Annotated in this window: 12 protein-coding genes; 1 reads left to right on the top strand and 11 read right to left on the bottom strand. The window is 62.6% G+C overall.

The genetic code is table 11. The annotated features are described in order from the left end of the window. Positions 1 to 47: 47 nt before the first annotated feature. From HZB53_04475 to erpA, 5 genes are all read right to left on the bottom strand, one after another. The gene (locus HZB53_04475) at positions 48 to 1,544 is read right to left on the bottom strand and encodes a cobalamin B12-binding domain-containing protein (protein ID MBI5876885.1); all 1,497 of its coding nucleotides are present in this window, start codon (positions 1,542 to 1,544) and stop codon (positions 48 to 50) included. A gap of 96 nt (positions 1,545 to 1,640) precedes the next feature. Beyond that, the gene (locus HZB53_04470; GenBank protein MBI5876884.1) at positions 1,641 to 2,429 is read right to left on the bottom strand and encodes a protein-tyrosine-phosphatase; all 789 of its coding nucleotides are present in this window, start codon (positions 2,427 to 2,429) and stop codon (positions 1,641 to 1,643) included. 29 nt (positions 2,430 to 2,458) lie between these two features. Further along, positions 2,459 to 2,836, bottom strand: a complete 378-nt coding sequence (locus tag HZB53_04465; GenBank protein ID MBI5876883.1) for a DUF2203 domain-containing protein — start codon at positions 2,834 to 2,836, stop codon at positions 2,459 to 2,461. Between the two features lie 6 nt (positions 2,837 to 2,842). After that, on the bottom strand, positions 2,843 to 4,285 hold the full coding sequence (locus HZB53_04460) for a B12-binding domain-containing radical SAM protein (GenBank protein MBI5876882.1): 1,443 nt from the start codon (positions 4,283 to 4,285) through the stop codon (positions 2,843 to 2,845). Positions 4,286 to 4,479: 194 nt separating this feature from the next. Next, positions 4,480 to 4,875 carry an iron-sulfur cluster insertion protein ErpA gene (erpA, locus tag HZB53_04455; GenBank protein MBI5876881.1) on the bottom strand — a complete coding sequence of 132 codons (396 nt, stop codon included), beginning with the start codon at positions 4,873 to 4,875 and terminating at the stop codon, positions 4,480 to 4,482. Between the two features lie 177 nt (positions 4,876 to 5,052). On the opposite strand from erpA, the gene HZB53_04450 reads away from it, so the two are divergent. Beyond that, positions 5,053 to 5,688, top strand: a complete 636-nt coding sequence (locus tag HZB53_04450; protein MBI5876880.1) for a winged helix-turn-helix transcriptional regulator — start codon at positions 5,053 to 5,055, stop codon at positions 5,686 to 5,688. A gap of 314 nt (positions 5,689 to 6,002) precedes the next feature. Here HZB53_04450 and HZB53_04445 read toward each other — a convergent pair whose 3' ends face one another. From HZB53_04445 to HZB53_04420, 6 genes are all read right to left on the bottom strand, one after another. Then, positions 6,003 to 6,257, bottom strand: a complete 255-nt coding sequence (locus HZB53_04445) for a hypothetical protein (GenBank protein MBI5876879.1) — start codon at positions 6,255 to 6,257, stop codon at positions 6,003 to 6,005. Between the two features lie 36 nt (positions 6,258 to 6,293). Beyond that, positions 6,294 to 8,036 (bottom strand): flagellar filament capping protein FliD, encoded by a 1,743-nt coding sequence (fliD, locus tag HZB53_04440; GenBank protein ID MBI5876878.1) that lies wholly within the window; start codon positions 8,034 to 8,036, stop codon positions 6,294 to 6,296. 62 nt (positions 8,037 to 8,098) lie between these two features. Continuing rightward, positions 8,099 to 8,479: a flagellar protein FliS gene (locus HZB53_04435; protein MBI5876877.1), complete on the bottom strand. Its 381-nt coding sequence runs from the start codon at positions 8,477 to 8,479 to the stop codon at positions 8,099 to 8,101. Positions 8,480 to 8,696: 217 nt separating this feature from the next. Further along, on the bottom strand, positions 8,697 to 9,971 hold the full coding sequence (locus HZB53_04430; protein MBI5876876.1) for a flagellin: 1,275 nt from the start codon (positions 9,969 to 9,971) through the stop codon (positions 8,697 to 8,699). 489 nt (positions 9,972 to 10,460) lie between these two features. After that, a complete protein-coding gene (locus HZB53_04425) occupies positions 10,461 to 11,084 on the bottom strand; it encodes a sortase (GenBank protein ID MBI5876875.1) in 624 nt (207 codons plus the stop codon). A gap of 254 nt (positions 11,085 to 11,338) precedes the next feature. Beyond that, the gene (locus HZB53_04420) at positions 11,339 to 11,800 is read right to left on the bottom strand and encodes a hypothetical protein (protein ID MBI5876874.1); all 462 of its coding nucleotides are present in this window, start codon (positions 11,798 to 11,800) and stop codon (positions 11,339 to 11,341) included. Positions 11,801 to 12,922 lie beyond the last annotated feature (1,122 nt).

Genomic DNA, 12,922 nt, shown 5'->3' with positions numbered 1-12,922 from the left:
CGTCTGAATTGCAGTGGTCGTGCTCATGACATTCACCTGAATACGCGCTAACCGCCGGCCACCGAGGCGCTCTCAAGCACCGGCTTCAGTTCGTCCTTGGTCGCGCGCGGGAAGACGACCTTGAAGGCCATGCCCACGGTGCGCGGCAGGTTCTTCCACGTGGCGGCGCGCGTCAGCGTCTTGGCCACGCGGCTGGGGCGCAGGTAGAAGCGGCGATACGCTTCCTTCCACTTGCGCTCCACCAGTTCGGCCGTCATGTCGCCCAATTCATAGCGCGCCTTGCCCTCGAAGAAGACGTAGTCCTCCCAGTCCTTCATCAGCATGCGGCCCTTCTTGGTCGCAATCTCGTAGACGGTCGTGCCCGGATAGGGCGTCATCATTGAGAAGTTGGCGACGAGCGGGTCGACCTCGATGGCGAACTTGATCGTCTTCTCGATCGTCTGCTCGGTGTCTCCCGGCAGGCCGATGATGAAGAAGCCCATCGTCTCCAGGCCGACTTTCTTTGCATTCTTGAACGCCTGCCGGATCGTGTCGTGGTCGATGCGCTTGTCGATCGAGACCAGCATGTCCTCGTCGCCGGTTTCGACGCCGAATGCCAGCCGCTTGCAGCCGGCATCCTTCATCTTGCGCAGCGTCACCTCGTCGGCCAGGTTGGCGCGGATGCCATTGATCATGATCCACGGCACCGTGTTCAACCCCTCCGCCATCAGCAGGTCGCAGATCTCATGCATGCGCTTGACGCGAATGTTGGCGCTGTCGTCCAGCCAGCCGATCTCCTCGGCGCCCAGTTCGCGGATCAGGTGGCGGTACTCGGCCACGACGTTCTCCGGCGAGCGCGCGCGCCACTTGATCGGCATGATCGACTGCGAGCAGAAGGTGCAGCGGTAAGGGCAGCCGCGCGACGTCATCATGCTGAACGAGCGCGCGCCATTGACCGCGTCCATGGCCGGCTGCAGGCTGCTGTAGCGATCCATCTTGAAGAAGCGGTAGGCCGGGAACGGCAGCGAGTCGAGGTCCATGATCGGCGGCCGCTCCGGGTTGCGGTGCATGCGGCCATCGGATGTCTGGTAGGTGATGCCGTAGATCGGCTCCAACACCTCGCTGTGCACGCTCAACAAGTCCGCCGACTTGAACTCCGGCACGTCGCGTTTGTAGCGCTCCAGCCGGTCGCTGATATCAATCCAGGTTTCCTCGCCTTCGCCCTCGACCACAATGTCGATGCCCGGCTTGGCGGCCGATTCTTCCGGCAGCACCGACGGGTGCGGCCCGCCAATCACGACCGGCACGTCCCAGACCGACTTGATGGCGTCGGCCGTGCGCCAGGCCTGCTTGACCTGTGGCGTGTTCGAGGTGATGCCAACCAGGTCGGGTTTGACGCGCTGGATGAACTCCGCCAGCGGCTCGTCCTCGACATCGGCATCGTAGAGGTACACCTCATCGCCGCGTCGCTCCGACACCGCCGCCAGGTAGGCCAGGCCAAGGTGCGGGGTCTTGCGCGTGTCGATCGGCAGATGGAATTTCGGGTTAATCAGTACGACTTTCATAAATACCTCCCACAGCGAACCGGGCATGCGCGCGGCGCTGCCGCGCAGCCGCTATCAGCCAAATGCGCCGGTTTGCCTGTGATAAACGTCACGTGCTTATTGCCGCCGGAACAGCGAACTGAACAGGCTGCGGTGCGGCTGCGAATCCCACGTGTGAGGCGTCTCCAGCGAGACCTCTTCGTCATGAAAGATCTGGCGCGGAATGGTCACACACATGGCGGTGGCCTGTGCCTCGCCGAAGTGCGCCTTCAGGACGTCGTGCGCCGCGCGCAGCGTCGGCGTGCGGTTGCTCAACTCGTGCGCGTCGGTGGCGATGTAGTGCGCCCAGTGATTCTCGATCAACTGCATGGCGGTCTTCTGGGCGCGACTGCCAAACTTGCCTTCCAGGCTGCCGGACGTCACTTGTCCGATGACGCCGCGATCGGCCATGCCCTGCATCAGATACGGTTTCTCCATCACGGCGGTATAGCGCTCGGGATGGGCCAGGATGACGATGTAGCCCGCCGTCTGCAGTTCGAACACCACCTGCTCTGCATACAACGGCCAACTGGTGAACGGCAACTCGACGAGCAGGTAGCGGGTGCCGTTCAGCGGCGCGGCGCGGCCGTCCTGCAGCCGCTTCAGGATGTCCAGATCGATGTAGATCTCGCTGCCCGCGCCGATCTCCATTTCCAGCCCGGCGTCGCGCACGCGCTGCGCGAACTCGCGCGTCAGCGGCGCGATCTTGTCCTCAAAGTAATGGTTCCACCACGCCGAGTTGTGCGGGGTGCAGACCATGCCGCGGATGCCGTCGGCGTAAGCCATGCGCGCCATGGCCAGCGCCATGTCCCAGTCTTTCGCGCCGTCGTCCACGCCGGGCAGCAGATGATTGTGCAGATCGTACAAGTGTGCCGTGCCTATTGTGCGGAGGGCGCCTACAGCGGCTGCCGCCCGGCGAAGTCGGAATCGGTGTCGTGCCAGTACGCAACGCGCGGCTCGCCCAGCCGCCAGCACAGGTACACCTCGCGGCCGTCGCGCATGTGCGGGAAGTCCACAAGCCCGCTATCGACATCCTTGATCAGGATGCCCCATTCGGTCATGCGCTCCAGCGTCGCGTAGATCGTCAATGTGTCGTGGTACAGCGCGCGGCCATGCGCCCCGCCGCCGTTGCCGCGCGCCTTGTCCACAATCGGCTCCCAGTTCGGCCGCGAGTCGATCATGTGCTGGCGCGCTTCCAGCATGCTTTGCAGCAATGTGGTCAGTTCCGGCAGCAGGGCGTTGGCGTCGTCGACGGTGAAGTAGCGCCGGGGCATGGCCGTCTAGGCATCCATGGCCATGAAGTGCCGCACGGCCTCGAAGAATTCGCGAGCCGACAGCTTGTGCGGGTGAATGCGGTTCTTGATCGCATAACCGCGCCACAGTTTCTCGATCATCCAGTACGCGCCGTCCACCGCTCCGTTGCGCGGCGCCTTGATCAACTGCCGGATGGTCGGCGTCAGCCACGGAAACTCGACGCCGATGGCGAACCAGCGCTGCAGGTTTTCGATCTGGCGCTTCTCATCCTCGCTCTGGAAGACCATGATCGAGGAGTCCCAGGCGATCTCGCCGATATCGTCGTAGGTGCCGGCCATGAAGCCGTTCTGCTCGGCAAACTGGCCCAGTTCGGTGCCGGGGTACGGCTGGAACAGGAAGGCGTGCGCGTAGGATATGTGCGCCTCGGAGTTGACCTGCATGGTCAACAGGTCATCCTCCAGCGTTCCGGTCGGGATGCCGAGGATATTCGTGGCCGACAGGTGGATGCCGCCATCGCGGATCATGCGGCCGGCTTCGATCATCGTCTCGCGCGTCATCTTGCGCTTGAGCAGGTCGTTGCGCATGCGGTCGTTGCCCGCCTCGACGCCCATACTGACGGTCGTGCAGCCGGCTTTCTTGAGCAGCGCCACCTTCTCCGGCGTCATCAGGTTGGCGCGCACATTGCAGAAGAATGGGATGCCGACGCGCTTCGGGTAGACCTCGGCGAACTCCTCAAGCCAGTCGTTAAATATGATGAAGAGGTCGTCGAGGAAGATCACCTGATCCATCCGGTAACGCTGGGCGACCCAGTTGATCTCGTCGCACAGGTGATCCACATCGCGCTGGTGGCCGCGCTTTTCGCGCTTATAGATTTGATAGTATGCGTGATTGAAGCAATACGTGCACTGGTACGGGCAGCCGCGCGAACCCATGAAGTGCTTGATCGGACTGTTGCGCGTGTACAGGTGCTTGTCGTAGACCAGCGCGCGGTCGGGCATCGGCAGGCTGGACAGGTCGTGAATCAGCGGGCGCACCGGGTTCTTGACGATCTCGCCGTCGTGCTTGATCCACAGGTTGTAAATGTCCGCCCGCACGCCGCCGTTGGCCATGGAGTCGGCCAGGTCCAGCAGCGCATACTCGCCTTCGCCGATGCAGACGCTGTCCAGGCCGTCTTCGTTGATGATATCAGGGAAAAAGGTCGGGTGCGGGCCGCCCATGATGGCGTGAAACTTGCCGCCCAGCGATTCCTTGAGGCGGCGATTCAACTCGAGATAGTAGCGCTGCGAGCCGGTCATCGAGGAATAGCCGATGATGTCCGGCTGGTAGTCCAGCGCGATTTTGAGCGGGTCTTCCTGCGCGGCAATTGCCAGCCGCACGTCGTGCCCGGCCTGCTTCAGCACGGCCGACATCGTCATAATGCCCTGCGGCTCGTAGTCGACCTGCTTCTCTACAAACAACACTTTCGTCATGAGCAACACCCGGAATGCACAGTATTATACGTCACACGCGCAAAAAAGCCGGCAGGCGACACGCCCTGTTAGCCTATTCAAATAGGTTACGGGGATCGCTCCCTGCCGGTAGGCAGCGCGGCCGACCCGTGGCCGGCCTCGCCGGTAGTGTCCAGTCAGGATACGGAAAACGACTCCGCCTGAATGGGGCCCGGCTAATGGCAGCCGCAACCCGCTTCGCTCGAGGCGCCGGCAGACTGCTCGCTGGACTTGAACGAATGACCGCAACCGCAGGTCGACACCGCGTTCGGGTTGTCGATCTTGAAGCCGCCGCCCATGATGTTGTCGATGTAATCGACATTGGCGCCCATCAGGTACTGTGACGACATCGAATCCACCATGACCTTGACGCCGTCGAAATTCATGACGAAATCGCCTTCCTGCTCCTCATTCTCAAACGCCATGCCGTACTGCAGGCCGCCGCACCCGCCTCCACCGACGAAAACGCGCAGCCCGTAGCCCTGCAGACCCTTTTCGTTCAGCAGGCTCTTCACCCGCAGCGATGCGGCCGGCGTCAGGTTAACGACTTGTTCCAGTTCCAAGGTGCTCATGCGCTTGCCTCCACTCCAATCTCGGATTGAATAACGTGCCGCCATTATATCATCAGGCGGCAGAACCGTCAATACCTATCATAGATATCATAAAAATTGACAACCTGCCACCGTATCTGTATAATGCTGTGTGTGTAACCACGTCAGCTTATGGGTCGCTTGCGAGGCAATTGTATCATGGATGGTTCCCGCCTGGAAATACTGCGCATCATCAACGAGCACCCCAATACGACGGTCAACGACATTGCCGAGTCGCTCGGGCTGGCGCCGATCTCCGTGCGCTACCACTTGAACCTGCTGGAGCGCGACGGCTTGATCGCGATAAAGAAGGTGCGCGGCACGGTGGGACGGCCGTTCAACACCTATTCGATCACAACCATCGGCCGCGAGCAACTGCCGCACTCGTATGACGTGCTGGCCGAGCGCTTGTTGAGCGAGGTGAAGCAGTTCGCGACCCCGGATCAGGTCGAAAAGATCTTCCAGGGCATGGCTGAGACGATCACGGCGGACAGTCAGAGGCAGTTGGCGGGCGCCAGTGTGCAGCAGAAGATTGATAAGCTCGTATTGCTGCTGGGCGCAGAGGGCTTCCTGGTGCGCTATGAGGATGTCAATGGCGAGTACCTTTTGAAAGAGTACAACTGCCCCTACCAGCGGGTCCGCCAGATCCATCCGGAGATATGCCAACTGGACAAGCAGATCATTACGAGCATTATGCGGAGGCCCGTGGAGTTGAACACGTGCATCGCCGACGGCGACGAGTGTTGCACCTACCACGTCAAGAGCATGGCGCTGGTGAATCCGATCGAGAAGTAACCACAACTGCTGTGTAACGATGACCGGCGCCGCGCACGTGCCAGCGCCGGTCTTTTTGTGCCTGCGACTAATACTATTTCCGCTTGAGTATGTCCCCATCAGCCTGCCACATGCGCATACGGTGTGACAACAATCTGCCCTCCCCCCGACCCCCTCCCAGCGAAGCTGGGAGGGGGCGCAAGTCAAGGGGATTGGCGCGGCGGCTACGCCCACACACCCGCTATTGGGACATTGTCAAGGTGAATGAGTATAACACGAACCCCCGGTGTGATGCCGGGGGTGTGATGATCCGGTTGTGCCTGCCTGCGGTCAGCCTACAGCGGTGCGTAAATTGCACGCACCTCGGAAGCACCGCCGCGCGTCCCATCGTCGGCGCGATGGCCGAAGAATAGCGACGGGCTGAGTCCCAGGCGGTTCGACAAGCGCTCGGCATCTTTCCCGCTGGCCTCTTCGATCACTTCGCCGCTGTGCTCGGACAGAATCTGCAAGGCAATCGCCCCGGAGCGCACGTCGACTACCAACTGGGCTACGGTTGATTCGGCTGTACCATTTGCTTTGTTGCGTGCCATGATTAACTCGCTTCGCAATGCACCGTGTCCCGGCGACTATGCGCTGATATTGATGCTGCCGCCCAGCATCGCGTTGACGTTCTGCGCCTGGGCCGACATCGTACTGACTTGCGACAGCAGATCGCTGTACTGCTTGCGCAACGTAGCCTCGCGCCGCTTCACGAGGTCGCCCAGCGAGGCCACGCGCTGGTCGATCGACTTCATGCGCTTCTGCGTGGTGCTGATCCGCGAGGCAATCACGCCCGTGTCGGTCGCCAGATACGGGGCGATGACGCCTGCCAGGCGCGTGGAGATCGCGTCGAACAACGCCTCCACGTCCTTGTAGTTGCCGGCCAAAGCCGCCTCGAGCGCCGACGCCTCGCTGATGGTCGCCGTTAGATTGGGATCAAGCGTAACGCCAATTTCGCGCATCGACGCCGGCGCGCCGGCCGGCATCGCGCTCGCCACCGAGGAGAACGCTGAAAACAGCGCCGAGCGCAACCGGGCGAAGACCACATCACCCGCCAGGCCGCCGCGCTTGAACGTGGTACCCGACGCCGTCGTGCCTGCCTGCGTCTTCAGGTACGATTGCATCGTGTTGAATTTCGAGAGCAGTAGCTGGATCTTCGCCTTGACCGCGTCGCGGTCGGTCTGGATGTTGACGGACGCGCTGCGTCCTTCGGCCACCAGCTCGATCGTCGCGCCGCTGATCACGTCGGTCAGACCGCTGTTGCTCTGCCGGGTCACCGAGATGCCGTTGACCGAGAACGTCGCATCCTCGGCCGCCTGCAACACATTTTTGAATGCGCCGGCGCCGGTGAGGATGCCCAGCGACTGCAGCACGCTGCCGCTCGTATCGGCCACGGCAATGGTGTGACCGGTGCCGGTGCTCTCCGAGGTCAATACCAGGTGATTGTTGACGACGCTGGCCGCCGCCTCGTTGCCCGCCACGATCGAAGCTTTGTTGATGCTGGCGACGATCGTCTTGAGCGTATCGCTCGCGGTGACCGTGATCGTCGCGCCTTTGGCGGTGTAGGCGACCGACGCCGCCGTTGTGCCGCGGCTGCCGGCTTGCCAGCCGCCCGTCGCGTCCAGGGTGAACGTCAGGCCGCGGCCGGTGTCGATCACGCCGCCGGCGCTCGGCATCGACTGCCAGTCGCTCGTCATCGTGGTACTGCCGCCGGCTTGGTTGGCAATATTGACGGCCTGGCCGTCGCTGTTGACAACGCGAAACTGCCAGGTGCTGGACGTCGGATTCTGGCGTGTCTCGACGTAGTAGGTGCCCGATGAGAGTTCCGACTGGTTGGCGACGAGCGTGGCGCTTGTGCCAAACGCCGATACGGTTCCGGCCAGCGGCTGCGCGTTTGAAACAGCCCGCGCGGCTGCGCCGCCAATCACGAACGTGCCCGACAGGCCAAGCGCCTGATCGGCGTACAGTTGCGTATCGGAGCGCACCGACTGCGCCCGCGCCAGGTTGCTGACCGTCACCGCGTAGTCGCCAACCGAGGCGTCCGCGCCGGCCGTAATGCGCAACACGTCGCCCGACAGGCTGTCGCCGTTTGTGACCGCCGTCTTCTTAGTCCCGAAAACCGAGCTGCCGTCGGCGGTAAACGCGTCGATGGCCGTCTTCAGATCGGTGAGCCTGCCGTTGACGTCGTTATAGAGCGTCAGCGTCGCCTGCAAGCTGCTTTTCTGATTGTTCAAGAGGGTGATCGGCCTGCTGGCCTGAGCGGTCGCGTTGCTGATCAGACTATCGAACAGGGATGGAATATTTGAACCGATGCCCGGTATGCTTGCCATACGTCCTCCGCGGCGGCGGCGGTTATCCGCCAGCGTCTATCATCACCAGTTGCCGCAGACCGTTAACCCGACACACTCAGCCGCGCCTCGGCATACGCGCCCGCGGCCACCGGCATACCCACCGGGATGCTCCGCTCGCGCTGGGCCACCGCGGCCCACGCCGAGCGCAGTTCATTCAGAACCTGCGCGGCCTCGTCGAATTCCTTCTTGCGGCCCACTTCGCCGCACCACTGATAGATAGCCAGCATGCGGTTGGCCACCTCGGGATAATTGAAGTCAAGACCCTCGATCAGCACACCCAGCGCGCGGCTCAACCGCTCCAGATCGCGGCGGGTGCAGGCCAGGATCGCGAAATCGTACACAATCAGCAGCCGCTCAACCGGACTGGCGGTTTCAACCTGATGCTCGCGGTAGGTCTTGCCGATATTCTGTCTTGCGTACATGGGACAGTTCCTCTTCCCCGGTCAATGTGATGGGGTCAGGCGCGCCGGGCCTTGCGGTCCGGCGCGCCTACTCTACAGTTGTATCGAGATGAGCAGTCCGGGACTGTTGTTGCGGGGCTCGAAGCTGGCCATCAGCATCAGCCCGGGACCGTTGTTGCGGGGCTCAACCGCGGCTATCAAACCGGGGCCGTTGTCAAGCTCCACCCCACCTGCGCTACTAGCGAAACAGTGAGAGGATGTTCTGCGGCCGGGTGTTGGCCTGGCCGAGCATCGCCGTCGCTGTCTGCTGCAGAATCGAGTACTTCGTCGCTTCAACCTGCTCGAACGCCATGTCGGCGTTCATGATGCGGTTGTACGCCGCCGAGGTGTTCGTCTGCGCTACTGTGACGCTCTGCTCCTGGTACGACAGCCGGTTCATCAGCGAACCGATGTACGACAGCGCCTTGGAAACCTTGGTCGAGGCGCTATCGATGGAGGTCATGAAGCTCTGCGCGTGCGCGATGGTGTCCACCGCGTTCGCGCCGCCCGACGTGGCCGACGTGTAGTTGAACGAGTAGGTCGCCGACTGGTTCTTGGTCTCGTCCAGGCCAGCGACGTCGACCTTGATGCCGTTGCCAAAATCGACCGTCGTGGTGGCGGTCGCCGTCGCCACGGCCATCGTGGCAGCGGTACCCACGCCACCGGCGGAGCCGGAGCCGTCGAGATCCACCGTCAATGCCGTGCCGTTGGCATCAACCAGCGTGGCCACCAAGGAGCCGCCGTTGCCGGCCCCAGCGCCGGTGAAGGCGATGTTGACCGAAAAGTGACCCGTGGCGATGGCGTCGGCGAGAGGCTGCGAGTTGACTGATGTGCCGACCGTTCCAGAAATGCCGTTGACCGCCGAGCCAACGCCGGCCTGACCCGCCACGGCCGCCGCGGCCGCGACGCGCGCATCCACGCCCAGGCCCGCCGAGTCAAACTTCGACGTCGTGTCCGCCGTGCCAAACACTTCGCCGGCCACGTTGAAACTCAACACGTCGGTGTTCTGCACGCCGATCATGAACGACAGGCTGTTGGCCGAGGTGCCCAGCAGCGAGTTGGTCGACCACTTCGCCTGCGACTGCTCGGCGTCGATCTGCGCGTTCAGCTTCTGCACTTCGGTCAGGATCGCCGTGCGCTCGTCGGCTCCCAGCGTGTCGTTGGCGGCCTGCTCGGCCTTCGTCTTCATGACCGCCAGGATGTCCTTCATGTTGCTCAGATGGCCTTCAGAGGTCGCGATCAGGTTCATGGCGTCGCCGATATTGCTCAACGCCTGCCCCAGACCGCGCTGCTTGAAGTCCAATTTCGTCGCGATGCCCAGGCCGGCCGCGTCGTCCGCCGCGCTGTTAATGCGCTTGCCGGTCGCCAGGCGCAACTGCGAGATGCCCAGCTTGTTGTTGATCATCGACAGCGAGTTCAACGCCTGCAGTGCCGCGACGTTTCCTGCGATTCGGGTGAAATCTCCACCTGCCATGACAATCCTCCTTGAAGGATGAGAGGGGTATCCTTACCCCCGTCGATAGTATGAGCGGTTCTGCGTTTGCTTGCTCTTCGCCGGTCGCTTGCCGACCGCCCTTCGGCGATTCACCGGCTGGTGCTGCTGCTTATGGACAGGCTTGCGTCCCCGCGCGCTGGAGTCTGCTTACCTGAGTCTTATATCGGCGCGTTGGCGGCATTCTTTAGTGCAATTGGCTACAGCATGAAACCTGTACGCGGCGCCAGCCACGAATCTACGCGAGGATACTTGACAATTTCCATGCAGACTGGGTTCGAATCACCGATTCGTGTAGGGATTGCCGGCACATCGTCCGACTGGCACGCCAACCGCTCGCGCGGACCGGTAGCTTTTCCGGCAAACAGCGAAATCAGGGCAGGGAGAAACAAAACGAGCGGCCTACGAGCCGCTTATGGGGGGAACCACGCACCGGCTTTGCAGATCGGTGGCATAGGCTGAGTAGACTGGTTAATCCAACGGCTTTGCCACGACGATGACCCGATGCGTGTTGCCGGTATACGGCCAGCAGGTCACCAGCGTCAAACGGTCATCAATGGTCGGCGCAATCCAGGACGCGTTTTGCGCCTGCTGCTCGGCGCTCGCGTCGCGCTCCGGAACAATGAACTTGGACTCAACCCGGTAGGCGTACGCGCGGCCATCGGCAACAAGCGTCACACCGGCGCCCGGCTCCAGGTCAACCAGGTAGCGAAATACCTCGCCGCGGATATTGTGATGCCCGGACAGAACGGTGTTGCCGGGTTGGCCCGGTCGCGCCGAATTAACGTGCCACCCGGCCGCGCCGTCAGGCACAACCCACTGGCTTACGAGCTCGCCGCCTTGCCGGATCATCTCCCACGTCATGACCTGCACGGCGGCATCGAGATTGATCGAGGGCGCGGTAATGCGGTCGGGGGGCGTTTGCGCCGCCATACGCGGTCTGGCGGTGGCGGTCGGCGGCGTTGAGGCGGTCAGCACCGGGCGACTGGCCGGCGTGGCCGTCGCGCCCGCCGGCATCGCCGTGGGCGCGACGTTCGGCGGCGGTTCCGTCGCCGTCGGCTCGACCGTTGGCGCAGCGTCGAGCGTCATGGTCATGGGTATGGACGCCGGCGGCTGGGGCGGCGCCGTTTGGATATGGACCTGACAGGCCGCCACCAGCAACACACACAAGCTCAAAAGGGGCATGGCCCACGCGCGCCGCCGCCAACTCATCGCCCGGCGACCCCCGGCTTGCGCTGCGTGCCCCGCGCCAGTTCGGATGGCACGCGCCGGTCGCCTCGCGGATGATGGGGCAGTGCCATGCGACAAGACGATTCGGCGTGGCCGAACAAGTCGCTATAGGTCGTCATCTATTTGGCCGGCCATAGATCGCTCAGGCGCACATTGGAAACACGCGCCAAATCGAACGCTTTGTTCTGTCGCTTCTGCCAGGTCTCTGCCGAATATGGCAAGCCGTGCGCGTCGTAGTAGCTGATCGCCATCATGCTCAGCACACCGACGGCCGTCGCGTGCCCTTTGCCGGCCTGTAGATCGCCTTCCGCTTCGAGCGCCGCCGTGATCTCCGCCGGCGTGGCATCGGACATTTGCTCGGCGGCGAACTTGACGAACTCGCCCAGCTGCTGCGGCTGCTGGTCATACAGGTATTTGTGCACGCGCTCCTGCACGGACATCGATCGCGTGTTGAAGCTGAGTGTCGGCAGCGTGAACACGACAATGACAAGGGTGAAGAGCAGTATGCCCGCCAGCAGCGCTTCGCGCAGCAGCTTAAGTCGGTCACCTGCTTTGTGAGTGGGGGGCCTGGCTTTAGTCATCGATGTTCACGCTGACACGGCGGCACGCATCGCTGAGCGCGCGGGCGAAGCTGCGAACGGCTTCCGGGTCGCGCCTCATGCCGAAACAGAAGAGACCCTCCGGCCAATCCCGCGCCGGCGACTGGCAGTCCTTAAATGATCGGGCCATAGTTTCCCCGGTTGCTCCGCACACCAATAGATTGCTAGCTTGCGTCCACCTTAACACCAGAAATTGCCCGCGTCAATGAATGTCCCGTAAGCCCTCCGTTAATATTGCATATAGCCGCCCGGGTGTCCTAGGCGACGCATTATCCGCACCACCAGGCATGGGCAAGCGGATTGCGCCTCGCGTGTAAATGCGGATATCTAACCCGCGTGATGACGCTGCGCCCGCTTGGATGCGGGCAGCGGGCGGCTTCGATAGGCTCAGCCGACGGATTTCGATCGCGCCGGTGTATATGCGGGTCACTGACCTGCTCGGCAGGCACGACCGAGACATGCCTCTACGTCCTGAATACTGGTTTGCAGCCGGTGCTCAAAAACCTGACGCAAATACCTGTTGCCAGGGTCTTTTCAAAGTCGGATTTGCCCTCTCCCTAACCCTCTCCCGCGACGCGCTGGTCAGCGGCTTCGTTGTGGCCTGGCCTCACGCCAGGCCATGCTTAACGTGCAGCGGCGAGAAGCCGCTGCACAGCACCGCTGACCGATAAGCGTGGCGGGGCCTGAAGCCCCGCCGCATCGCCGGCGTCGCAGGCGAGGGAATTGACTCCTTCCCCTGTTCGCCGCAATTGCGAACGGGAGAAGGTAGGGATGGGAGCAGCCCACGCTTGGACTTTGGAAAAGCCCTGTACCTGTTGCCAGCAATTCTCAATTTGGCTTTGGACGGGTACTTTCCAATGCCGCTTGCGATGCGCTGGCTCTCAGGCGCTTGTCACGCAAGCTGGCCCGCCGAAAAAGTGGCGCTGCCCTCCCCCCGACTCCCTCCCAACTTCGTTGGGAGGGAGCGAGATTCTTAGGGGAGGTGCGCGGCGGCTGCGCCGCCGCGCACCTCCCCGTTAGCTTTTCCCCTTCTCCCCCGCGCGCGGGGGAGAAGGGGCAGGGGATGAGGGGCATATTGGCAGCCGACTCCAAAATGAGAATTGC

The organism is Chloroflexota bacterium, assembly GCA_016235055.1.
Taxonomy (GTDB): Bacteria; Chloroflexota; Anaerolineae; order JACRMK01; family JACRMK01; genus JACRMK01.
The sequence above is the reverse complement of the archived record's forward strand: the minus strand, read 5'-3'. Positions and strand labels throughout refer to the sequence as shown.

Coding starts and splice junctions, on each gene's coding strand:
- HZB53_04475 (MBI5876885.1), bottom strand. CDS start 1,544: ATGAAAGTCGTACTGATTAACCCGAAATTCCATCTGCCGATCGACACG.
- HZB53_04465 (MBI5876883.1), bottom strand. CDS start 2,836: ATGCCCCGGCGCTACTTCACCGTCGACGACGCCAACGCCCTGCTGCCG.
- HZB53_04460 (MBI5876882.1), bottom strand. CDS start 4,285: ATGACGAAAGTGTTGTTTGTAGAGAAGCAGGTCGACTACGAGCCGCAG.
- erpA (MBI5876881.1), bottom strand. CDS start 4,875: ATGAGCACCTTGGAACTGGAACAAGTCGTTAACCTGACGCCGGCCGCA.
- HZB53_04450 (MBI5876880.1), top strand. CDS start 5,053: ATGGATGGTTCCCGCCTGGAAATACTGCGCATCATCAACGAGCACCCC.
- HZB53_04445 (MBI5876879.1), bottom strand. CDS start 6,257: ATGGCACGCAACAAAGCAAATGGTACAGCCGAATCAACCGTAGCCCAG.
- fliD (MBI5876878.1), bottom strand. CDS start 8,036: ATGGCAAGCATACCGGGCATCGGTTCAAATATTCCATCCCTGTTCGAT.
- HZB53_04435 (MBI5876877.1), bottom strand. CDS start 8,479: ATGTACGCAAGACAGAATATCGGCAAGACCTACCGCGAGCATCAGGTT.
- HZB53_04430 (MBI5876876.1), bottom strand. CDS start 9,971: ATGGCAGGTGGAGATTTCACCCGAATCGCAGGAAACGTCGCGGCACTG.
- HZB53_04425 (MBI5876875.1), bottom strand. CDS start 11,084: ATGACCATGACGCTCGACGCTGCGCCAACGGTCGAGCCGACGGCGACG.
- HZB53_04420 (MBI5876874.1), bottom strand. CDS start 11,800: ATGACTAAAGCCAGGCCCCCCACTCACAAAGCAGGTGACCGACTTAAG.